12 protein-coding genes are annotated in these 21,531 nt (G+C 68.4%); all 12 read left to right on the forward strand.

All coding sequences use genetic code 11. The features are described 5' to 3' along the window. Positions 1-85: 85 nt before the first annotated feature. The 12 genes from rplA to ACZ61E_RS03655 all read left to right on the forward strand — a co-directional run bounded on the left by rplA (position 86) and on the right by ACZ61E_RS03655 (position 20,828). Positions 86-808: a 50S ribosomal protein L1 gene (gene rplA, locus ACZ61E_RS03600; protein WP_469697245.1), complete on the forward strand. Its 723-nt coding sequence runs from the start codon at positions 86-88 to the stop codon at positions 806-808. 143 nt (positions 809-951) lie between these two features. Then, complete coding sequence (locus tag ACZ61E_RS03605; protein ID WP_469697246.1) at positions 952-1,911, forward strand: SCO4651 family lipoprotein; 960 nt, start codon at positions 952-954, stop codon at positions 1,909-1,911. Positions 1,912-2,233: 322 nt separating this feature from the next. Continuing rightward, entirely contained in the window at positions 2,234-2,797 is a 564-nt protein-coding gene (gene rplJ / locus ACZ61E_RS03610) for a 50S ribosomal protein L10 (protein WP_469697247.1), read from the forward strand. 84 nt (positions 2,798-2,881) lie between these two features. After that, the gene (gene rplL, locus ACZ61E_RS03615) at positions 2,882-3,268 is read left to right on the forward strand and encodes a 50S ribosomal protein L7/L12 (RefSeq protein ID WP_469697249.1); all 387 of its coding nucleotides are present in this window, start codon (positions 2,882-2,884) and stop codon (positions 3,266-3,268) included. Between the two features lie 597 nt (positions 3,269-3,865). Continuing rightward, positions 3,866-7,348: a DNA-directed RNA polymerase subunit beta gene (rpoB, locus tag ACZ61E_RS03620; RefSeq protein WP_469697251.1), complete on the forward strand. Its 3,483-nt coding sequence runs from the start codon at positions 3,866-3,868 to the stop codon at positions 7,346-7,348. A 127-nt stretch (positions 7,349-7,475) separates the two neighbouring features. Continuing rightward, positions 7,476-11,381: a DNA-directed RNA polymerase subunit beta' gene (locus ACZ61E_RS03625; RefSeq protein ID WP_469697253.1), complete on the forward strand. Its 3,906-nt coding sequence runs from the start codon at positions 7,476-7,478 to the stop codon at positions 11,379-11,381. A 318-nt stretch (positions 11,382-11,699) separates the two neighbouring features. Then, the gene (gene rpsL / locus ACZ61E_RS03630) at positions 11,700-12,071 is read left to right on the forward strand and encodes a 30S ribosomal protein S12 (protein ID WP_003948652.1); all 372 of its coding nucleotides are present in this window, start codon (positions 11,700-11,702) and stop codon (positions 12,069-12,071) included. A gap of 3 nt (positions 12,072-12,074) precedes the next feature. Next, positions 12,075-12,545, forward strand: a complete 471-nt coding sequence (gene rpsG / locus ACZ61E_RS03635; RefSeq protein ID WP_023539364.1) for a 30S ribosomal protein S7 — start codon at positions 12,075-12,077, stop codon at positions 12,543-12,545. A gap of 38 nt (positions 12,546-12,583) precedes the next feature. Then, positions 12,584-14,713, forward strand: a complete 2,130-nt coding sequence (gene fusA / locus ACZ61E_RS03640) for an elongation factor G (RefSeq protein ID WP_469697254.1) — start codon at positions 12,584-12,586, stop codon at positions 14,711-14,713. A gap of 165 nt (positions 14,714-14,878) precedes the next feature. Further along, positions 14,879-16,072, forward strand: a complete 1,194-nt coding sequence (tuf, locus tag ACZ61E_RS03645; RefSeq protein WP_469697256.1) for an elongation factor Tu — start codon at positions 14,879-14,881, stop codon at positions 16,070-16,072. A 224-nt stretch (positions 16,073-16,296) separates the two neighbouring features. Further along, positions 16,297-18,018: an RNA ligase family protein gene (locus tag ACZ61E_RS03650; protein WP_469697258.1), complete on the forward strand. Its 1,722-nt coding sequence runs from the start codon at positions 16,297-16,299 to the stop codon at positions 18,016-18,018. Further along, positions 18,018-20,828 (forward strand): poly(A) polymerase, encoded by a 2,811-nt coding sequence (locus tag ACZ61E_RS03655; protein ID WP_469697260.1) that lies wholly within the window; start codon positions 18,018-18,020, stop codon positions 20,826-20,828. Before ACZ61E_RS03650 ends, ACZ61E_RS03655 begins: the two co-directional genes overlap by 1 nt. The last annotated feature ends 703 nt before the right edge of the window (positions 20,829-21,531 follow it).

The following is a 21,531-nucleotide window of genomic DNA, read 5'->3' on the forward strand; positions in this document are numbered from 1 at the left end:
GGGCCCACTCGGGCACGCCAAGTGGAAGGGCCATGCGCGGCCCGCACCACGAACTCCACACCTGAATGAACCACCAGGAGAAGAAGTGAAGCGCAGCAAGGCACTCCGCGGCGCGGACGCGAAGATCGACTCGGAGCGTAACTACCCTCCGCTCGAGGCCGTCCGTCTCGCCAAGGACACCAACACCATCAAGTTCGACGGCACCGTCGAGGTCGCCATGCGTCTGGGCGTCGACCCGCGCAAGGCGGACCAGATGGTCCGTGGCACCGTGAACCTTCCGCACGGCACCGGCAAGACCGCCCGGGTCCTGGTCTTCGCGACCGGTGACCGTGCCGAGGCAGCGCGCGCCGCGGGCGCCGACATCGTCGGCTCCGACGAGCTGATCGAAGAGGTCCAGAAGGGCCGTCTCGACTTCGACGCCGTCGTCGCCACCCCGGACCTCATGGGCAAGGTCGGCCGGCTCGGCCGCGTCCTCGGCCCGCGTGGTCTGATGCCCAACCCGAAGACCGGCACCGTCACCCCCGATGTCACCAAGGCCGTGACCGACATCAAGGGCGGCAAGATCGAGTTCCGCGTCGACAAGCACTCGAACCTGCACTTCATCATCGGCAAGGTCTCCTTCGACGAGACGAAGCTGGTCGAGAACTACGCCGCGGCGCTGGAGGAGATCCTCCGCCTCAAGCCGTCCGCCGCGAAGGGCCGTTACATCAAGAAGGCGACCCTGACGACGACGATGGGCCCCGGCATCCCGCTGGACGCCAACCGCACTCGTAACCTCCTCGTCGAGGAGGACCCGGCCTCCGTCTGACACTGACGGCGGTCGCGCGTTTCGCGTGTCAAGAGCCGGTCCCGGCACCTCTGTTGAGGCGTCGGGGCCGGTTTTCGCATGCGCGGGCTGTCAGATGTGTGCGTTACCGTTCAACCAAGAACATCGAAATAAAGGGGTGGGGTATGACCATGTCGGCATGGGGGCGCGCTGGCGTCTCGCTGACGGCACTGGCCGTCGTGGCGGGTCTGGCCGGTTGTCAGGGCGACGACTCCGGCACGGAGAAGGCTGGCGGTTCCGCCGCCAACGGCGGTGAGCCGCAGTCCCGTTCGGCGGTGACCGAGGTCCTGACGGCGGCGTACGAGAAGACGGCGGCGGCCAAGTCCGCCAAGGTCAGCATGACGATGTCGATGCCGGCCGGCGCGGCGGGGGCCGCCGGGGGCGGCGACATGGAGATGTCCGGCGTCATGGGCTGGGACCCCACGGTGATGGACATGACCATGACCGGCTCGATGATGCAGTCCGAGCCCGACGCCCCGGACAAGATCCGGATGGTGTGGGTCAAGAACGCGATGTACATGGACATGGGCGCCGAGGCGGCCAAGGACATGGACGGCAAGCGCTGGATGAAGCTGGACCTCGCCGCCGCGGCGGAGGCCTCGGGCGACCCCGCGGTCGCCCAGGAGCTCACCGGCGGCATGGAGAACATGAACCAGGACCCGGCCCAGCAGCTCGCGCTGCTGCTCGACTCGCCGAATGTGAAGCACGTCGGCTCCGAGAAGGTCGACGGCGTCGACGCCCAGCACTACAAGGGCACGCTCACGGTCGCCGAGATGGTCGAGTCGAACGAGTCGCTGGACGTGCTCAGCGCCAAGGAGCGCGAGGACCTGCTCGCCGGCATCGAGAAGTCGGGCATCGAGGGCTACGACATCGAGGTCTGGGTCAACGAGGACGACTACCCGGTCAAGATGGACGTCGCGATGGACTCCCCGCAGGGCGACATCAAGATGAGCGCGCGCTACAGCGACTACGGCGCCGAGGCGTCCGTCCAGGCGCCGCCGGCCGGTGACACCGTCGACCTGTTCGAGATGCTCGGCGACCTCGGCGGCGCGGCCGGCGCCGGAGCGGACGACTCCGGGGCCTGATCCCGCGGTCCGGCCCGCGGATCCGGTTCCGGGAATCCGTTTCCCGGAACCGGTTTACGGGTCCGTTCGACGGATTTGCCTGGCGGTAATGCCGTCCCGTACTCTTCGTAGGAAGCCAAAGACCGCTGGTCGTCGCCGTGCTCTCGCAAGAGGGTGGGGCGGCCGAAGGATCCGCTGGAAGCGGACGACCCGCGTAGGTGACCGAGGAGAGTTCCCAGGGTTCGTCCTGGTTGAGCTACGCCCCGTGCGCCTGCGCCGGGGCGTTCCGTTTTGTTCAGCCCCTTCCGAGCGGTCCTCATCACCCGGAAGGAGGCCGACGCTCATGGCAAGGCCCGACAAGGCTGCCGCGGTGGCCGAGCTGGCGGAACAGTTCCGCAGCTCGAACGCCGCAGTGCTGACCGAGTACCGGGGTCTCACCGTGGCGCAGCTCAAGGAGCTGCGCCGTTCCCTCGGTGCGAACGCCCAGTACGCCGTGGTGAAGAACACGCTGACCAAGATCGCGGCCAACGAGGCCGGGATCAACACGCTGGACGACCTGTTCGCGGGTCCGACGGCGGTTGCCTTCGTCACCGGTGACCCGGTGGAGTCGGCGAAGGGTCTTCGTGACTTCGCCAAGGACAACCCGAACCTCGTCATCAAGGGCGGTGTCCTTGACGGCAAGGCGCTCAGCGCCGACGAGTTCAAGAAGCTCGCGGACCTCGAGTCCCGCGAGGTGCTGCTCGCCAAGGTGGCCGGTGGAATCAAGGCGTCGATGGCCAAGGCCGCGGCGACATTCCAGGCGCCGCTGTCGGAGTTCGTCCGCACCGCGGACGCCCTTCGCGCCAAGCGCGAGGCCGAGCAGGGCGGTGCCGGTACGCCGGCTCCCGCCGAGGCCGACGCCGAGTAGTTCGGCGCCGCGTCGCAGCGGGCCCGTACGCCCGCCGTTCACATTCATCCGGCACCTGCCGAAATTAGTGGAAGGACCGCCATCATGGCGAAGCTGTCCCAGGACGAGCTGCTCGAGCAGTTCGAGACCCTGACCCTCATCGAGCTCTCCGACTTCGTGAAGGCGTTCGAGGAGAAGTTCGACGTCAAGGCCGCCGCCCCGGTCGCCGTCGCCGCCGCCGGCGGTGCCGCCGGTGCCGCTGTCGAGGCCGAGGCCGAGCAGGACGAGTTCGACGTCATCCTCACAGGTGCCGGCGAGAAGAAGATCCAGGTCATCAAGGTCGTGCGTGAGCTGACCTCGCTGGGCCTGAAGGAGGCCAAGGACCTCGTGGACGGCGCCCCCAAGCCCGTCCTGGAGAAGGTCGCCAAGGAGGCCGCCGAGAAGGCTGCCGAGTCCCTCAAGGGCGCCGGCGCCTCCGTCGAGGTCAAGTGACCTCGTAGGACCCCGCTGACATCCGCCCGGGGGAGCCGTACAGGCGCCCTCGGGACGGAGCGACAGCGACCCGCACCGCGAGGTGCACAGCGTTGACGAGAAGGACGGTCCCCCGTACGGGTGACCGTCCTTCTGCGTTGCCGCGAGGGGTTCCTTGCTCTTCGGTGGGCTGCGAGTATGGTGATCATCGCCGTGCTTTCCGTACGACCGGTGACGATCCGTACGGGGCGGGGGGCCTTGACGAACCGCACGCGGCGCGCAATTCTCAGGACGCGTCGCCATATCGATCCGAATCCGAGGCATGGATCGGCGGCGAAGAGGGCAGGATCGATGTGCGCCTACGGCGTGGGTCCGAACGCAGTTGAGACAAGGTGTTGAGAACAACGAGGGTCTCGCAGAACCCGGCCTGGACATCAGTGTGCCAAGTGGCTACACTGACCCTTTGCGCTGCCTGTTAGCTGCTCCCTGCCCGTCACCAGGGGCACCCCCATGCATGACATCGTCGGCTGACCAGCCCTTTCCGGGCTTCCCATCCGCTCTGTCCAGCTCGGGACCGGTACGCGCGTAGTGAGTCCGAGCCCTCGGAAGGACCCCCTCTTGGCCGCCTCGCGCAACGCCTCGACCACGAATACGAACAACGGCGCCAGCACCGCCCCGCTGCGCATCTCTTTTGCAAAAATCAAGGAGCCCCTCGAGGTTCCGAACCTCCTCGCGCTGCAGACCGAGAGCTTTGACTGGCTGCTCGGCAACGCCGTCTGGAGGGCTCGTGTCGAGGCTGCTCTGGAGAACGGGCAGGACGTCCCCAGGAAGTCCGGTCTGGAGGAGATCTTCGAGGAGATCTCCCCGATCGAGGACTTCTCCGGGTCGATGTCCCTGACTTTCCGCGACCACCGCTTCGAGCCTCCCAAGAACTCGATCGACGAGTGCAAGGAGCGCGACTTCACGTACGCGGCCCCGCTCTTCGTCACCGCCGAGTTCACCAACAACGAGACCGGCGAGATCAAGTCCCAGACGGTCTTCATGGGCGACTTCCCGCTCATGACCAACAAGGGCACCTTCGTCATCAACGGCACCGAGCGTGTCGTCGTGACGCAGCTCGTGCGCTCGCCGGGTGTCTACTTCGACTCCTCGATCGACAAGACGTCCGACAAGGACATCTTCTCCTCCAAGATCATCCCGTCCCGGGGTGCCTGGCTGGAGATGGAGATCGACAAGCGCGACATGGTCGGTGTCCGTATCGACCGCAAGCGCAAGCAGTCCGTGACCGTCCTGCTCAAGGCTCTCGGCTGGACGACCGAGCAGATCCTCGAGGAGTTCGGCGAGTACGAGTCGATGCGCGCCACCCTGGAGAAGGACCACACCCAGGGCCAGGACGACGCGCTGCTCGACATCTACCGCAAGCTGCGTCCGGGCGAGCCCCCGACCCGCGAGGCGGCCCAGACGCTGCTCGAGAACCTCTACTTCAACCCCAAGCGCTACGACCTCGCGAAGGTCGGCCGCTACAAGGTGAACAAGAAGCTCGGCGCGGAAGAGCCGCTGGACGCCGGTGTGCTCACCACCGACGACATCATCGCCACGATCAAGTACCTGGTGAAGCTGCACGCCGGTGAGACCGAGACGGTCGGCGAGAACGGCACGCAGATCATCGTCGAGACCGACGACATCGACCACTTCGGCAACCGCCGTCTGCGCAACGTCGGCGAGCTCATCCAGAACCAGGTCCGTACGGGTCTGGCGAGGATGGAGCGCGTCGTGCGCGAGCGCATGACGACCCAGGACGTCGAGGCGATCACGCCGCAGACGCTGATCAACATCCGGCCGGTCGTCGCCTCCATCAAGGAGTTCTTCGGCACCAGCCAGCTGTCGCAGTTCATGGACCAGAACAACCCGCTCTCGGGTCTCACCCACAAGCGCCGTCTGAACGCGCTCGGTCCGGGTGGTCTCTCGCGTGAGCGGGCCGGCTTCGAGGTCCGTGACGTGCACCCCTCGCACTACGGCCGCATGTGCCCGATCGAGACGCCGGAAGGCCCGAACATCGGTCTGATCGGCTCGCTCGCCTCGTACGGCCGGGTCAACCCGTTCGGCTTCATCGAGACGCCGTACCGCAAGGTCGTCGACGGTCGGGTCACCGACGAGGTCGACTACCTGACCGCCGACGAGGAGGACCGCTTCGTCATCGCCCAGGCCAACGCGACGCTCTCCGAGGACATGCGGTTCACCGAGCCGCGCGTCCTGGTCCGCCGCCGTGGCGGCGAGGTCGACTACATCCCCGGCGACGACGTCGACTACATGGACGTCTCGCCGCGCCAGATGGTGTCGGTCGCGACCGCGATGATCCCGTTCCTGGAGCACGACGACGCCAACCGTGCCCTCATGGGCGCGAACATGATGCGTCAGGCCGTCCCGCTGATCACGGCCGAGGCGCCGCTGGTCGGCACCGGCATGGAGTACCGCTGCGCGGTCGACGCGGGTGACGTGATCAAGGCGGAGAAGGAGGGTGTGGTCCAGGAGGTCTCCGCGGACTACATCACCGTCACCAACGACGACGGCACGTACACCACGTACCGCATCGCCAAGTTCTCCCGCTCCAACCAGGGCACCTCCGTCAACCAGAAGGTCGTCGTCTCCGAGGGTGACCGGGTCGTCGAGGGCCAGGTGCTCGCCGACGGTCCCGCCACCGAGCAGGGCGAGATGGCGCTCGGCAAGAACCTCCTCGTGGCGTTCATGCCGTGGGAGGGCCACAACTACGAAGACGCGATCATCCTCAGCCAGCGGCTGGTGCAGGACGACGTCCTCTCCTCGATCCACATCGAGGAGCACGAGGTCGACGCCCGCGACACCAAGCTCGGCCCGGAGGAGATCACCCGGGACATCCCGAACGTCTCCGAGGAGGTCCTCGCGGACCTCGACGAGCGCGGCATCATCCGTATCGGTGCCGAGGTCACGGCCGGGGACATCCTCGTCGGCAAGGTCACGCCCAAGGGTGAGACCGAGCTGACGCCGGAGGAGCGTCTGCTGCGCGCGATCTTCGGCGAGAAGGCCCGTGAGGTCCGCGACACCTCGCTGAAGGTGCCGCACGGCGAGACCGGCAAGATCATCGGTGTCCGCGTCTTCGACCGCGAGGAGGGCGACGAGCTTCCTCCGGGCGTGAACCAGCTGGTCCGCGTCTACGTCGCCCAGAAGCGCAAGATCACCGACGGTGACAAGCTCGCCGGCCGTCACGGCAACAAGGGTGTCATCTCCAAGATCCTGCCGATCGAGGACATGCCGTTCCTGGAGGACGGCACCCCGGTCGACATCATCCTCAACCCCCTCGGTGTCCCGTCCCGGATGAACCCGGGACAGGTCCTCGAAATCCACCTCGGCTGGCTCGCCAGCCAGGGCTGGAAGGTCGAGGGCAGCGAGGACTGGATGGAGCGGCTCAAGGCGATCGGCGCCGACGAGGTCGCGCCCGGCACCAACGTCGCGACACCCGTCTTCGACGGCGCCCGCGAGGACGAGATCTCCGGTCTCTTCGAGGCCACGATCCCGAACCGCGACGGCGAGCGGATGGTCAAGGGCTCCGGCAAGGCGCACCTGTTCGACGGCCGCTCCGGTGAGCCGTTCCCCGAGCCGGTCTCCATCGGCTACATGTACATCCTCAAGCTCCACCACCTGGTCGATGACAAGCTCCACGCCCGCTCGACCGGTCCGTACTCCATGATCACCCAGCAGCCGCTGGGTGGTAAGGCCCAGTTCGGCGGCCAGCGCTTCGGTGAGATGGAGGTGTGGGCGCTGGAGGCGTACGGCGCCGCTTACGCCCTCCAGGAGCTGCTGACCATCAAGTCCGACGACGTGACCGGCCGCGTGAAGGTCTACGAGGCCATCGTCAAGGGCGAGAACATCCCCGAGCCCGGCATTCCCGAGTCCTTCAAGGTGCTCATCAAGGAAATGCAGTCGCTCTGCCTCAACGTGGAGGTGCTGTCCTCGGACGGCATGTCCATCGAGATGCGTGACACGGACGAGGACGTCTTCCGCGCGGCGGAGGAGCTCGGTATCGACCTGTCCCGGCGAGAGCCGAGCAGCGTCGAAGAGGTCTGACGGGTCGGCCGGCCGGATCCCGTATCCGGCCGGCCCGCCCAGGACCCTCCCCCTGCGCCCTGGGGGGCGTGGGGGGACCCCCTCAGACCATCAATTGACTCGACCCCGAAAGAGGGATTGACGACAAGTGCTCGACGTCAACTTCTTCGACGAGCTGCGGATCGGCCTCGCCACCGCGGACGACATCCGGACCTGGTCCCACGGCGAAGTGAAGAAGCCGGAGACCATCAACTACCGCACGCTCAAGCCCGAGAAGGACGGACTCTTCTGCGAGAAGATCTTCGGCCCCACCCGGGACTGGGAGTGCTACTGCGGCAAGTACAAGCGTGTCCGCTTCAAGGGCATCATCTGTGAGCGTTGTGGCGTCGAAGTCACCCGCGCCAAGGTGCGCCGTGAGCGGATGGGCCACATCGAGCTTGCCGCTCCCGTCACCCACATCTGGTACTTCAAGGGCGTTCCGTCCCGTCTGGGGTACCTGCTCGACCTCGCGCCGAAGGACCTGGAGAAGGTCATCTACTTCGCCGCGTACATGATCACGTTCGTGGACGAGGAGCGCCGTACGCGCGACCTGCCCTCGCTGGAGGCGCACGTCTCCGTCGAGCGCCAGCAGGTCGAGAACCGCCGCGACTCCGACCTCGAAGCCCGCGCCAAGAAGCTCGAGACCGACCTGGCCGAGCTGGAGGCCGAGGGCGCCAAGGCCGACGTGCGCCGCAAGGTGCGCGAGGGTGCCGAGCGCGAGATGAAGCAGCTGCGCGACCGCGCGCAGCGCGAGATCGACCGTCTCGACGAGGTGTGGAGCCGCTTCAAGAACCTCAAGGTCCAGGACCTGGAGGGCGACGAGCTGCTCTACCGCGAGCTGCGTGACCGCTTCGGCACGTACTTCGACGGCTCGATGGGCGCCGCGGCGCTCCAGAAGCGCCTGGAGTCCTTCGACCTGAACGAAGAGGCCGAGCGGCTCCGCGAGATCATCCGTACCGGCAAGGGCCAGAAGAAGACCCGTGCGCTCAAGCGCCTCAAGGTCGTCTCCGCGTTCCTCCAGACCAGCAACAGCCCCAAGGGCATGGTGCTGGACTGCGTGCCGGTGATCCCGCCGGACCTGCGTCCGATGGTGCAGCTGGACGGTGGCCGCTTCGCGACCTCCGACCTGAACGACCTGTACCGCCGTGTGATCAACCGCAACAACCGCCTCAAGCGTCTCCTTGACCTCGGAGCCCCCGAGATCATCGTGAACAACGAGAAGCGGATGCTCCAGGAGGCCGTCGACGCGCTGTTCGACAACGGCCGCCGCGGTCGTCCGGTCACCGGTCCCGGCAACCGGCCCCTGAAGTCCCTCAGCGACATGCTGAAGGGCAAGCAGGGCCGTTTCCGCCAGAACCTGCTCGGCAAGCGCGTCGACTACTCGGCCCGTTCCGTGATCGTCGTCGGACCGCAGCTCAAGCTGCACCAGTGCGGTCTGCCGAAGGCGATGGCGCTGGAGCTGTTCAAGCCGTTCGTGATGAAGCGCCTGGTGGACCTGAACCACGCGCAGAACATCAAGTCGGCCAAGCGCATGGTCGAGCGTGGCCGCACCGTCGTGTACGACGTCCTCGAAGAGGTCATCGCCGAGCACCCGGTGCTGCTGAACCGTGCTCCGACCCTGCACCGCCTCGGCATCCAGGCCTTCGAGCCGCAGCTCGTCGAGGGCAAGGCCATCCAGATCCACCCGCTCGTCTGCACCGCGTTCAACGCGGACTTCGACGGTGACCAGATGGCCGTCCACCTGCCGCTCTCCGCGGAGGCGCAGGCCGAGGCCCGCATCCTGATGCTGTCCTCGAACAACATCCTCAAGCCGGCCGACGGCCGTCCCGTCACCATGCCCACCCAGGACATGGTGCTCGGCCTCTTCTTCCTCACCACGGACGAGGAGGAGCGCGAGGTCCTGGGCGCGGGCCGGTCCTTCGGCTCCACCGCCGAGGCCACGATGGCGTTCGACAACCGGGAGCTCTCGCTCCAGGCGAAGATCGACATCCGCTTCCCGGTGGGCACCATCCCGCCGCGCGGCTGGACCCCGCCGGTCGGCGAGGACGGCGAGACCAACGCCGAGTGGCAGCAGGGCGACCCGTTCCGGCTGCGTACGACCCTGGGCCGCGCGCTCTTCAATGAGCTGCTGCCCGAGGACTACCCGTTCGTCGACTACTCGGTGGGCAAGAAGCAGCTCTCCGAGATCGTCAACGACCTCGCCGAGCGCTACCCCAAGGTCATCGTGGCGGCGACGCTCGACAACCTGAAGGCGGCCGGCTTCTTCTGGGCGACCCGCTCCGGTGTCACCGTCGCCATCTCCGACGTCGTCGTGCCCGAGGCGAAGAAGGAGATCGTCCAGGGCTACGAGGCGCAGGACGAGAAGGTCCAGAAGCAGTACGAGCGCGGTCTGATCACCAAGGACGAGCGCACGCAGGAGCTCATCGCGATCTGGACCAAGGCGACCAACGAGGTCGCCGAGGCGATGAACGCGAACTTCCCGAAGACGAACCCCATCTTCATGATGGTGAACTCGGGTGCGCGCGGAAACATGATGCAGATGCGTCAGATCGCCGGTATGCGTGGTCTGGTGTCCAACGCCAAGAACGAGACGATTCCCCGTCCCATCAAGGCGTCCTTCCGTGAGGGCCTGTCCGTGCTGGAGTACTTCATCTCCACGCACGGTGCCCGTAAGGGTCTGGCCGACACCGCCCTGCGTACCGCCGACTCGGGTTACCTCACCCGTCGTCTGGTGGACGTCTCGCAGGACGTCATCATCCGCGAGGAGGACTGCGGCACCGACCGCGGCCTCAAGCTGCGGATCGCCGAGCGCGGCGCCGACGGTGTCCTGCGCAAGGCGGAGGACGTCGAGACGTCCGTGTACGCGCGGATGCTCGCCGAGGACGTCGTCGTGGACGGCAAGGTCATCGCGCCGGCCAACGTCGACCTGGGCGATGTCCTGATCGACGCGGTCGTGGCGGCCGGCGTGGAGGAGGTCAAGACCCGCTCGGTCCTGACCTGTGAGTCCGCGGTCGGCACCTGTGCCTTCTGCTACGGACGTTCGCTGGCCACCGGCAAGCTGGTCGACATCGGTGAGGCGGTCGGCATCATCGCCGCCCAGTCCATCGGTGAGCCCGGCACCCAGCTGACGATGCGTACCTTCCACACCGGTGGTGTGGCGGGCGACGACATCACGCAGGGTCTGCCGCGTGTCGTCGAGCTCTTCGAGGCCCGTACGCCCAAGGGTGTCGCGCCGATCTCCGAGGCCGCGGGCACCGTCCGCATCGAGGAGACCGAGAAGACGAAGAAGCTCGTCGTCACCCCGGACGACGGCAGCGAGGAGACGCCGTTCCCGATCTCCAAGCGCGCCCGTCTGCTCGTGGGCGACGGTGACCGCGTCGAGGTGGGCCAGAAGCTCACCGTGGGTGCCACCAACCCGCACGACGTGCTGCGGATCCTCGGTCAGCGCGCGGTCCAGGTCCACCTGGTCGGCGAGGTCCAGAAGGTCTACAACTCGCAGGGTGTGTCGATCCACGACAAGCACATCGAGATCATCATCCGGCAGATGCTGCGCCGTGTGACGATCATCGAGTCCGGCGACGCGGAACTGCTGCCGGGCGAGCTCGTCGAGCGCTCGAAGTTCGAGACGGAGAACCGTCGTGTGGTCACGGAAGGCGGCCACCCGGCCTCCGGCCGTCCGCAGCTGATGGGTATCACCAAGGCGTCGCTGGCCACCGAGTCGTGGCTGTCGGCGGCGTCCTTCCAGGAGACGACCAGGGTCCTGACCGACGCGGCGATCAACGCCAAGTCGGACTCCCTGATCGGCCTCAAGGAGAACGTCATCATCGGAAAGCTCATCCCGGCGGGTACGGGTCTCTCCCGCTACCGCAACATCCGGGTGGAGCCGACCGAGGAGGCCAAGGCCGCCATGTACTCGGCGGTGGGCTACGACGACATCGACTACTCACCGTTCGGCACGGGCTCCGGCCAGGCCGTTCCGCTGGAGGACTACGACTACGGTCCGTACAACCAGTAGGACGTGAGTTCGGTCCGATGGGCGGTCACCCCGGTGGGGGAGGCCGCCCATCGGCCGTGTGTGAGGTAATCGAAACCAGGTGCGGCGCATCTTTTTTGACCGGAGTCGATGAGGTAGGTACGCTCAGACCTTGTGCCTGGGGTGTGCCTGGGCTCCTGTGCGTGTCCTCAACCGCATGGTGAGTTCGGACAAAGGCCACCGCGATCTGTGCTTTCCCCGCCTCCAGCGGGATCTCGCAGTATCCGACACACCCGACCGCGTGGGTCGGGGAAGGTTCCAGGTTAGTTTCACCGACGGCACACAGAAACCGGAGAAGTAGTGCCTACGATCCAGCAGCTGGTCCGGAAGGGCCGGCAGGACAAGGTCGAGAAGAACAAGACGCCCGCCCTTGAGGGTTCCCCTCAGCGCCGCGGCGTCTGCACGCGTGTGTTCACGACCACCCCGAAGAAGCCCAACTCCGCGCTGCGGAAGGTCGCGCGTGTGCGTCTGACCTCCGGCATCGAGGTCACGGCTTACATTCCGGGTGAGGGACACAACCTGCAGGAGCACTCCATCGTGCTCGTGCGAGGTGGCCGTGTGAAGGACCTGCCGGGTGTTCGTTACAAGATCATCCGCGGCTCCCTTGACACCCAGGGTGTCAAGAACCGCAAGCAGGCCCGCAGCCGCTACGGCGCCAAGAAGGAGAAGTAAACAATGCCTCGTAAGGGCCCTGCCCCGAAGCGCCCGGTCATCATCGACCCGGTCTACGGTTCTCCTCTTGTCACGTCGCTGATCAACAAGCTTCTGCTCAACGGCAAGCGTTCCACCGCCGAGCGGATCGTCTACGGCGCCATGGAAGGCCTCCGTGAGAAGACCGGCAACGACCCGGTCATCACGCTGAAGCGCGCGCTTGAGAACGTCAAGCCGTCTCTCGAGGTCAAGTCCCGCCGCGTCGGCGGCGCCACCTACCAGGTGCCGATCGAGGTCAAGCCCGGTCGCGCCTCCACCCTCGCGCTGCGCTGGCTGGTCGGTTACTCCCGCGCCCGTCGCGAGAAGACCATGACCGAGCGCCTCATGAACGAACTGCTCGACGCCTCCAACGGCCTCGGCGCTTCGGTCAAGAAGCGTGAGGACACGCACAAGATGGCCGAGTCCAACAAGGCCTTCGCGCACTACCGCTGGTAGTCAGCGCCCACATCGAGACCGAGAGAAGATTGAGCCTTATGGCCACCACTTCGCTTGACCTGGCCAAGGTCCGCAACATCGGGATCATGGCCCACATCGACGCGGGCAAGACGACCACCACCGAGCGGATCCTGTTCTACACCGGCGTGAGCTACAAGATCGGTGAGGTCCACGACGGCGCTGCCACGATGGACTGGATGGAGCAGGAGCAGGAGCGCGGCATCACGATCACGTCTGCCGCGACGACCTGTCACTGGCCGCTCGACGATGTCGATCACACGATCAACATCATCGACACCCCGGGTCACGTCGACTTCACCGTCGAGGTGGAGCGTTCGCTCCGCGTCCTCGACGGCGCTGTCACCGTGTTCGACGGTGTGGCTGGCGTCGAGCCGCAGTCCGAGACCGTCTGGCGTCAGGCGGACCGCTACGGCGTCCCGCGCATCTGCTTCGTCAACAAGCTCGACCGGACCGGCGCGGAGTTCCACCGCTGCGTCGACATGATCTCGGACCGCCTCGGCGCGGTTCCGATCGTCATGCAGCTTCCGATCGGTGCCGAGATGGACTTCAAGGGCGTCGTCGACCTCGTGTCGATGAAGGCCTTCGTCTGGTCCGCCGAGGCCACCAAGGGCGAGATGTACGACGTCGTCGACATCCCGGACACGCACACCGAGGCCGCCGAGGAATGGCGCGGCAAGCTCCTCGAGGTCGTGTCCGAGAACGACGACGAGATGATGGAGCTGTACCTGGAGGGCGAGGAGCCCACCGAGGAGCAGCTGCACGCGGCGATCCGCCGTATCACGCTCGCCTCCAGGGGTGCGGCCGACTCCGTCACCGTCACGCCCGTCTTCTGCGGGACCGCGTTCAAGAACAAGGGCGTTCAGCCCCTGCTCGACGCGGTCGTGCGCTACCTGCCCTCCCCCCTCGACGTCGACGCCATCGAAGGCCACGACGTCAAGGACCCGGAGAAGGTCATCCGGCGCAAGCCGTCCGACGACGAGCCGTTCTCCGGCCTCGCCTTCAAGATCGCGAGCGACCCGCACCTGGGCAAGCTCACCTTCGTCCGGATCTACTCCGGACGCCTGACGGCCGGCACCGCGGTGCTGAACTCCGTGAAGGGCAAGAAGGAGCGCATCGGCAAGATCTACCGCATGCACGCGAACAAGCGTGAGGAGATCGAGTCGGTGGGCGCCGGCGACATCGTCGCCGTCATGGGCCTGAAGCAGACCACCACCGGTGAGACGCTGAGCGACGACAAGAACCCGGTGATCCTGGAGTCCATGGACTTCCCGGCGCCGGTGATCCAGGTCGCGATCGAGCCCAAGTCCAAGGGTGACCAGGAGAAGCTGGGTGTCGCCATCCAGCGGCTCTCGGAGGAGGACCCCTCCTTCCAGGTTCACTCGGACGAGGAGACCGGCCAGACCATCATCGGTGGTATGGGCGAGCTTCACCTCGAAGTGCTTGTCGACCGCATGAAGCGCGAGTTCCGCGTGGAGGCGAATGTCGGTAAGCCGCAGGTCGCCTACCGTGAGACGATCCGCAAGGCCGTCGAGCGTATCGACTACACGCACAAGAAGCAGACCGGTGGTACCGGCCAGTTCGCGAAGGTGCAGATCGCGTTGGAGCCCATCGAGGGCGGCGACGCGACCTACGAGTTCGTGAACAAGGTGACCGGTGGCCGTATCCCCCGTGAGTACATCCCCTCGGTGGATGCCGGTGCCCAGGAGGCCATGCAGTTCGGCATTCTGGCCGGCTACGAGATGGTGGGCGTCCGCGTCACCCTTCTCGACGGTGGCTACCACGAGGTCGACTCCTCGGAGCTCGCCTTCAAGATCGCCGGTTCGCAGGCGTTCAAGGAGGGTGCCCGTAAGGCGTCGCCCGTCCTGCTCGAACCGATGATGGCCGTCGAGGTCACCACGCCCGAGGACTACATGGGCGACGTCATCGGCGACCTCAACTCCCGCCGTGGCCAGATCCAGGCCATGGAGGAGCGCAGCGGCGCTCGCGTCGTGAAGGGCCTCGTGCCCCTCTCGGAGATGTTCGGCTACGTCGGAGACCTCCGCAGCAAGACGTCGGGTCGCGCAAGCTACTCGATGCAGTTCGACTCCTACGCCGAGGTTCCCCGGAACGTCGCCGAGGAGATCATCGCGAAGGCCAAGGGCGAGTAGCTCGTCCCGAGCACGCTTTAGGCTTGTCACCGGCAAGCCCTGGGGTGCCGGGCACCGCGTACGGGAGACCGTGCGGGGTGACCGGCGTCCCGGGCCCCGGCATCCCAGCAAAGATCACCTGGCGCCGATGAGTAAGGCGTACAGAACCACTCCAGGAGGACCCCAGTGGCGAAGGCGAAGTTCGAGCGGACTAAGCCGCACGTCAACATCGGCACCATCGGTCACATCGACCACGGTAAGACGACCCTCACGGCCGCCATTACCAAGGTGCTGCATGACGCGTACCCGGACCTGAACGAGGCCTCGGCCTTCGACCAGATCGACAAGGCTCCCGAGGAGCGCCAGCGCGGTATCACCATCTCCATCGCGCACGTCGAGTACCAGACGGAGTCGCGTCACTACGCGCACGTCGACTGCCCGGGTCACGCGGACTACATCAAGAACATGATCACGGGTGCGGCGCAGATGGACGGCGCCATCCTCGTGGTCGCGGCCACCGACGGCCCGATGCCGCAGACCAAGGAGCACGTGCTCCTGGCCCGCCAGGTCGGCGTGCCGTACATCGTCGTCGCGCTGAACAAGGCCGACATGGTGGACGACGAGGAGATCCTGGAGCTCGTCGAGCTCGAGGTGCGTGAGCTCCTCTCCGAGTACGAGTTCCCGGGCGACGACCTGCCGGTCGTCAAGGTCTCGGCGCTCAAGGCGCTCGAAGGCGACAAGGAGTGGGGCCAGACCGTCCTCGACCTGATGAAGGCCGTCGACGAGTCGATCCCGCAGCCCGAGCGTGACGTCGAGAAGCCGTTCCTCATGCCCATCGAGGACGTCTTCACGATCACCGGTCGCGGTACGGTCGTCACCGGCCGTATCGAGCGTGGTGTGCTCAAGGTCAACGAGACCGTCGACATCGTCGGTATCAAGACCGAGAAGACCACCACCACGGTCACCGGCATCGAGATGTTCCGCAAGCTCCTCGACGAGGGCCAGGCCGGTGAGAACGTCGGTCTGCTCCTCCGTGGCATCAAGCGCGAGGACGTCGAGCGCGGCCAGGTCATCATCAAGCCCGGTTCGGTCACGCCGCACACCGAGTTCGAGGCCCAGGCCTACATCCTGTCGAAGGACGAGGGTGGTCGTCACACCCCCTTCTTCAACAACTACCGCCCGCAGTTCTACTTCCGTACGACTGACGTGACCGGCGTCGTGACCCTCCCCGAGGGCACCGAGATGGTCATGCCGGGCGACAACACCCTCATGTCGGTCTCGCTGATCCAGCCGGTCGCCATGGAGGAGGGCCTGAAGTTCGCCATCCGTGAGGGTGGCCGGACCGTGGGCGCCGGCCAGGTCACCAAGATCAGCAAGTAATTGCCGATCAGGCGGTACGCCGTTCCGACGGCTGACCGTCCGACCTGGTAGCTCCGACACGAGCAGCCAAGAAGCGGGCCCCGCACCGAAGTTGGTGCGGGGCCCGCTTTTCTGTACGCGCACGGGCGGCCGGCGCCCCGGTGGGGCCCATATTCGATGGCCCGTGTTCCGTCGCGCTCCTAGGGTTGCCGGGCAAGCGAGTCACGGGGGCCATGGGAGTGGGCATGCGTACGGCGTATCCGAGGACCGCCCATGTGCCGTGGTCGCCGGGGGTTGCTTCCGACGATGTGCGGGTCGGGGGCCTGGGCGGGCTGCGGGGGCGGGAAGTCGTCGTCACCGAGAAGATGGACGGGGAGAACACCACCCTGTACCGCGACGGGCTGCACGCCCGGTCGCTGGATTCCGGGCATCATCCGTCGCGGGCCTGGGTCAAGGCGTTGCAGGGGCGGATCGGGGGGCTGATCCCGGACGGGACGCGGGTGTGCGGGGAGAACATGTACGCCCGCCACTCGATCCCGTACGAGGATCTGGAGAGCTGGTTCTACGGGTTCTCCGTGTGGGACGGCGAGTGGTGTCTCGGCTGGGACGAGACCGTGCGGATGCTGCGGGGGCTGGGCATCCCGGTGCCGCCGGTGCTGTGGCGGGGCGTCTTCGACGAACGGGCCCTGCGCGCGCTGAAGTTGGACCCCGCGCGGCAGGAGGGGTACGTCGTACGGACAGTGGAGGGCTTCGGACGCGAGGAGTTCGGGCGGCGGCTGGCCAAATGGGTGCGGCCGAACCACGTACGGACCGATACGCACTGGATGCACGCGGCCGTCGTGGAGAACGGGCGGGGGCCGGGTGCCGCGTTGTGGGACGTGCGGTCGGGCGCGCCCGTGGACGCGGGGGCGTTGGCGCGGGCCGTCGGTGTGGAAGGGGACGAGGGGCCCGTCGGGGAGGCCGTCGGGCGGCTCGACGCCGCCGGACGGCACGGGGACGACCGGCTGGGCGGGGTGCTCGCCGCGTTCCTGCACCGTGTGCCGCGCGGGCGGCTCGCGGGCTCGCTCGCCCGGCCGCTCGGGATGGGGCGGGCGCGGCGGGTGGCGGACCTGGTGGGTCTGCACGGCAGGTTGCACCAGTCCTTTCCCGACGAGGCGCGCCGTGCCGGGCTCGCGCGGATGGCCGTCGCCGCCGACCTGGGGGTGCTGCACGCCGTCGCCGGCGCGGTGGCCGAAGGGCGGTCGGGGGAGCAGGTCGAGTGGTCCGCGCTGCACGCCGATGAGGCGGGGCTGCTGGACCGCGAGCCGCTGGAGGCGCTGCGGCGCGGGCTGCGTACCGCGCTCGAAGGGCTCGGCCCGGACGCGGTCGAACGGTGCTGGGCGCAGGCGAGGGACGCCTGGGCCGAGGGGCGTGTCCGTACCGTCGAGGAGGCGGTGGCCGCGACCTGGCGCTGGCGGAACGGGGACTTCCCGTCGTTGATCCAGCTCGTCGGTCCGTCGGGGAGCGGGAAGAGCACCTTCGCAGGAGGGCTGACCGGCGTCGGGACGCGCATCTCGCTGGACGACCTGCGTGAGGAGCGCGGTGGGCGTGCCGACCAGCGGGCCAACGGGGACGTCCTGCGGGACGGTCTCGACCGCCTCGACCGGGCGCTCGCCCGGGGCGGCACGGTGGTGTGGGACGCCACCTCGCTCAACCGCCAACAGCGCTCCCTGGTGGGTGCGTCGGCGCGGCGGCGCGACGCGTTCGTCACGCACGCCGTGCTGCTCGTCGACGAGGCGGAGCTGGTCAGGCGCAACGCCGTACGCCCGCACCCGGTGCCGTCCGACGTACTCGCCGGGCAGGTACGGCGCTTCGCGCCGCCGTATCCGGGGGACGCGCACCGGACCTGGTACATCGGGGCGGGCGGCGGCATCGAGGACACGGACGGCATCGAGTCCATGGACGGTATCGAGAGCGGGGGAATCTGATGCGGACCAGTGATCAGCTGTACCACCAGGTGCGTTGGGACCCGCGCTTCGATCCCGCGCGCTTCGTGCTCGGCGTCAGCAGGCGCGGTACGACCCCCGGGCGCATCCCGCTGCCCGCGTTCGTACCCGGCGGTGACATCCCGTGGCACCGCGTGCTGTTCGTGGAGGCGGACGGCGAGCTGATCTGGGACCGGGCCACGGGAGTCGACCGGATCGACGCGACGGAGGCGGGCCGGATACGCCAACCCCGCCTGCTGCGGGCGCCGTTCTTCACCGCGGGTACTCCATTTGTGTACGGCTCCGAAGGCTGGCGCCCGGCGCGGGGCGGGCCGTCGACTTCACCCGTCGGCTCGATTCGGTTTCTCACCTGGAACACCCTCTGGGACCGCTACGACAGCGACCGTGTCCGCACCGCCGAGCGGCGCCCCCTGCTGCTCGCCGCGCTCAGGGATTCGGACGCCGACGTCATCGCGCTCCAGGAGGCCGAACGCGACCTGCTCACGATGCTGTTGAACGCCTCCTGGGTGAGGGCGAGTTACACCGTCAGCGACGACCCGCGCGGGCGCGGGGTGGACGACAACGGCCTGCTGCTCCTCAGCCGGCTGCCCGTGCGCGAGGCGGGGCACCATGCCCTCGCCCCGCACAAGGCCGTCACCGCGCTCACGGTCGAGACCGCCGCCGGTCCGCTCGTCGTGGCCGTCACACACCTGAGCAGTGATCACTCCACCGACGGCCCGGCCCGGCGCCGTGGCGAACTCGCATCCCTGGCCGAGGGATTGGGCGGAGTCGACGCTGATGTGATCCTGCTGGGCGACTTCAACGACGGCGCCGGCGGGGACGAAGGGCCGGCCGCCGCGCTCGGCATGCGTGACGCCTGGAGCGAGGTGTACGGCTCCGAGGACCGCACGCCGACGTTCGATCCGGTCGCCAATCCGCTGGCCGCGGTGGCCTCGCTGTCGGGGCGTGCCGGACGGCTGGACCGGGTGCTGCTGCGGGGGCGCGGGACGGTGGCCGGGGCCGCGCTGCGGGGCGATACGCCGGACGCGAGCGGCCTCTACATCTCCGACCACTACGGCGTGGAGGTGACGGTCAACCTCACTGCCCCAGAGGGGAGTTCGGATGGCGGCGTCCTCGATGTGGCCGCCTCCGCCCGTACCGCCGTCGCCTGGATCCCGCCCCGTGAGCCGTGGGCTCCGCTCCAGGCCGTACGGCAGGAGCACGACCCGGGGGCCGACCGCTGGCCGCCGCATGTGAACCTGCTCTTCGGCTTCGTCCCGGAGTCCGACTTCGACCGCGCGACGCCGCTGCTGGCCGCTGCCGCCGCCGAGACCGCGCCCTTCGCGGTGCGGCTGGCCGGCGTGCACACCTTCGGGCACCGCGAGGACGCCACGCTCTGGCTCGACCCGGCGGCCGACGGCGACGAGCTGTGGGCGGAGCTCCGGCAGGCGCTGGAACGGCGGTTCCCGCGCTGCGGCGGCTGGCGGGCCGAGGGCTTCACCCCGCATCTGACGCTCGGGCGGAGCCGCGATCCGCAGCGGGTCGCGGCGGGAATCGAGGCGCGGCTCGGTGAAGTGTCGTCCGCCGTGGGGGAGTTGGCGCTGCTGTCGCGCAGGGGTGACGAGCCGATGCGCGTACGGGCGACGGTCGCGCTCGGCACGGGGGAGATCAGTTGGCTCGCCGATCATCAGCCACCGAAGGCGCCGGCCGCCGACATCGACGAGACCGCGGGGCTGCTCGCGCGCATTCTCGCCGAAGGCGCCGTACACATCGTCGGTTCCCGCCGGATGGGCTGCGCGTCCGCCGGTGCCGATCTGGACCTGGTGGCCGCGCTGCCGGGCGCGGCGGTGGACATGGACGAGATCCGGCGACGGGTGACGGTCGCGCTCCCGGACGGCGCGTCTCCCGCACGCGAGGTGGCGGGCGCACGTGTGCCCGGACTCCGCTTCGCGGTGGGCGAGTTGGGCGTCGACCTGGCCGTGGTCGCGACAGGGGACCTGGACCCGGCGCGGGCCGTGGAACGCCGCACCGAGCTGGGCGAGGCGGCGGCCGTCGCGCTCAGCGCGGTGAGCGACGCGGCGGCCGTACGGGACGCGGTCGGCGACCGTCACGCTGCCTTCGCCGCGCTGGCGAGGGAGGTGAAGGCGTGGGCCGGGGCTCGTGGTCTGGACTCCGCCCCCTTTGGCGGGCTGCCCGGCCTCGCCTGGGCCGTGCTGGCGGCGCACACGACGCGCGACGCCGGGACCCTCGTGGGCGACGACCTGCTCAGGCACTTCTTCGGGACCTGGGCGGCCTGGGACTGGCGCGTTCCCGTCGGCCTCACAACGGGCCCATCCGGTACGGCAGTCGGTGCCCCCGTCACGGTCCTCACCCCGACCGGACCGATCCGCAGCTGCACGGAACAGGTCGGCCCCGGCCACCGTGATCTCGTGGTCCACGAGCTGTACCGGGCCTGGGAACTCCTGGAGACCGGCGCCGCGCCCTCCGCGCTGTCGGAGCCCCCACCCCTGCACCGCAGGCACGCCGCCTGGGCGGTGGCGACCGTGAACACGCGCCGCCCCGACACCCTGGGCCGCTTCCGGGGCCGCGTACGGGCGCTGCTCACGGCGCTCGAAGCGGCGGGGGTCCGGGACGCACACGCCTGGCCACGCCCGTACGCGGCGGAGCGCGGCCGCGTCCACTATGCGATCGGCCTCGGCACGGACCCGCCGGACGCGACGGCGCTCGCGGGCATCGCGGAGGCGTGGGGCCGGGGCCTGCGGGACGTGGAGGTGGTGTGGGCAGGGGGCGGCGACGTACCGACGCTCGTCTGACCCGCCTCGTCGCCGTCCCCGCAGTCGCGGCAGCGGCCCGGTTCGGGGGCGCGGAAGGCGCGTTCGCAGCGGTCGCAGGTCTGGAACGGGTGCGGGCGTACGACGGCGGGCTCGGGTGGGAGCGGCGGCGGGAGCAGTGCGGTGAGGCGGTGGGCCAGCAGGGCGGCCGGGTGGCGCGGGGCGTCGGGGAGGTTCGCGGTCAGGGCGCGGCGTACGGATTCGGGGGCCGCGCCGCGCTCCAGCCAGGTGGCGACACCGGGCGCCAGACGCTCCACGTCGCGCTCGGCGAGCAGCAGGCGCGGGTCGTGGCACCGCAGCCCCGCGAGCAGATCGGCGGCGACGCTGTGGCGGTCCGGGTCGGGGGAGAGCGGCTGAGGGAGGGGCGGGGGCGGGGGCTTGTCGGGCGTGGGTGCGGGTGCGGGTTTCGGAGCTGGAAGGCGTACGGGCTCCGGCCTCCGTACCGCCCTGAGTACCGGCGGCTGGTTGTACGACACCGTGTGCGTGACGATCCGACCGCTCGGCAGCCGCTCGCGCGTCCGCTCCAGATAGCCCGCGGCCTTCAACTCCCGCAGCGCGGCTGCGATTCGCGCCTCGCTCTCCGGGAAGCGTGCCGTCAGGCACTTGATGCCGATCCGGGCCCCGTTGGGCAGCGACTGGATGTGGACGGCGAGCCCGATCGCGACGAGGGTCAGCTCACGGTGCT

The organism is Streptomyces sp. NPDC104581 (assembly GCF_055583685.1).

Bases quoted from the DNA above. Each gene is read 5' to 3' on its own strand.
- rplJ (WP_469697247.1), top strand. From the start codon at position 2,234: ATGGCAAGGCCCGACAAGGCTGCCGCGGTGGCCGAGCTGGCGGAACAG.
- ACZ61E_RS03650 (WP_469697258.1), top strand. From the start codon at position 16,297: ATGCGTACGGCGTATCCGAGGACCGCCCATGTGCCGTGGTCGCCGGGG.
- fusA (WP_469697254.1), top strand. From the start codon at position 12,584: ATGGCCACCACTTCGCTTGACCTGGCCAAGGTCCGCAACATCGGGATC.
- rplL (WP_469697249.1), top strand. From the start codon at position 2,882: ATGGCGAAGCTGTCCCAGGACGAGCTGCTCGAGCAGTTCGAGACCCTG.
- ACZ61E_RS03655 (WP_469697260.1), top strand. From the start codon at position 18,018: ATGCGGACCAGTGATCAGCTGTACCACCAGGTGCGTTGGGACCCGCGC.
- ACZ61E_RS03605 (WP_469697246.1), top strand. From the start codon at position 952: ATGACCATGTCGGCATGGGGGCGCGCTGGCGTCTCGCTGACGGCACTG.
- rpsG (WP_023539364.1), top strand. From the start codon at position 12,075: ATGCCTCGTAAGGGCCCTGCCCCGAAGCGCCCGGTCATCATCGACCCG.